This window comes from uncultured Roseobacter sp. (assembly GCF_947501835.1).
GTDB lineage: Bacteria > Pseudomonadota > Alphaproteobacteria > Rhodobacterales > Rhodobacteraceae > Roseobacter.
The window spans coordinates 1-569 of the sequence record NZ_CANMXR010000061.1 but is presented as its reverse complement, the minus strand read 5'-3'; the positions used below and the strand labels follow the sequence as shown (position 1 = coordinate 569).

The following is a 569-nucleotide window of genomic DNA, read 5'->3' as shown; positions in this document are numbered from 1 at the left end:
AGGTCCGCTCCGAGCCCTGTTTGCCATTTGACCAGCGCCTTGACTTGTACCAGTTTCCACATGAACAACCGCGTCGTGGTAACACCGGTGTCAGACCAGGAACCTAATAGCGTAAGTGAGCGGATTAATAGGTTTGCCGACAAATACAAGCTCTGGCTGGTCATCCCTGTCTTAATCTGCGCGGGGATCGCGACCGTCAATTTTTATCATGCGATGGTCTTCCTTGCCTTCTTTGTGGCTGTATGGATTTTCGTGGCCTCTATTGGGCAACTTCTGAGTATCGTGGAAAGATTGGCTCCAGAGCGGCTTTCGCAATCTCAACTGAAAGCGGTTAAAGAAGCTGGCGCGGCAACGTTGTTTTTGGGCGGTTTCGCAACGGTCGGTGCCGTGTTGCGCGGTGAAGCCCTGTTGCAGACGCAATAGCGGCAGTTATTCCCAATGGAGTTGGTTTTAGCTTTATTGATCCTGTGTTTGCGACGGTAATCATCGTTGGCATTTGGATATACACTTGGCTTCGCTGGCGTGGTTGACTGGATTGTCTGATGTCGGCTTGGTCCCGCGTTGACGAC

The 569-nt window shown here is 51.7% G+C and carries 1 protein-coding gene; it reads left to right on the top strand.

What is annotated here, in order from left to right; translation table 11 throughout:
• The coding region (locus tag Q1A20_RS26090) for a hypothetical protein (protein WP_299919738.1) at positions 1-423 on the top strand (423 nt) is incomplete at its 5' end.
• Between the last annotated feature and the right edge of the window lie 146 nt (positions 424-569).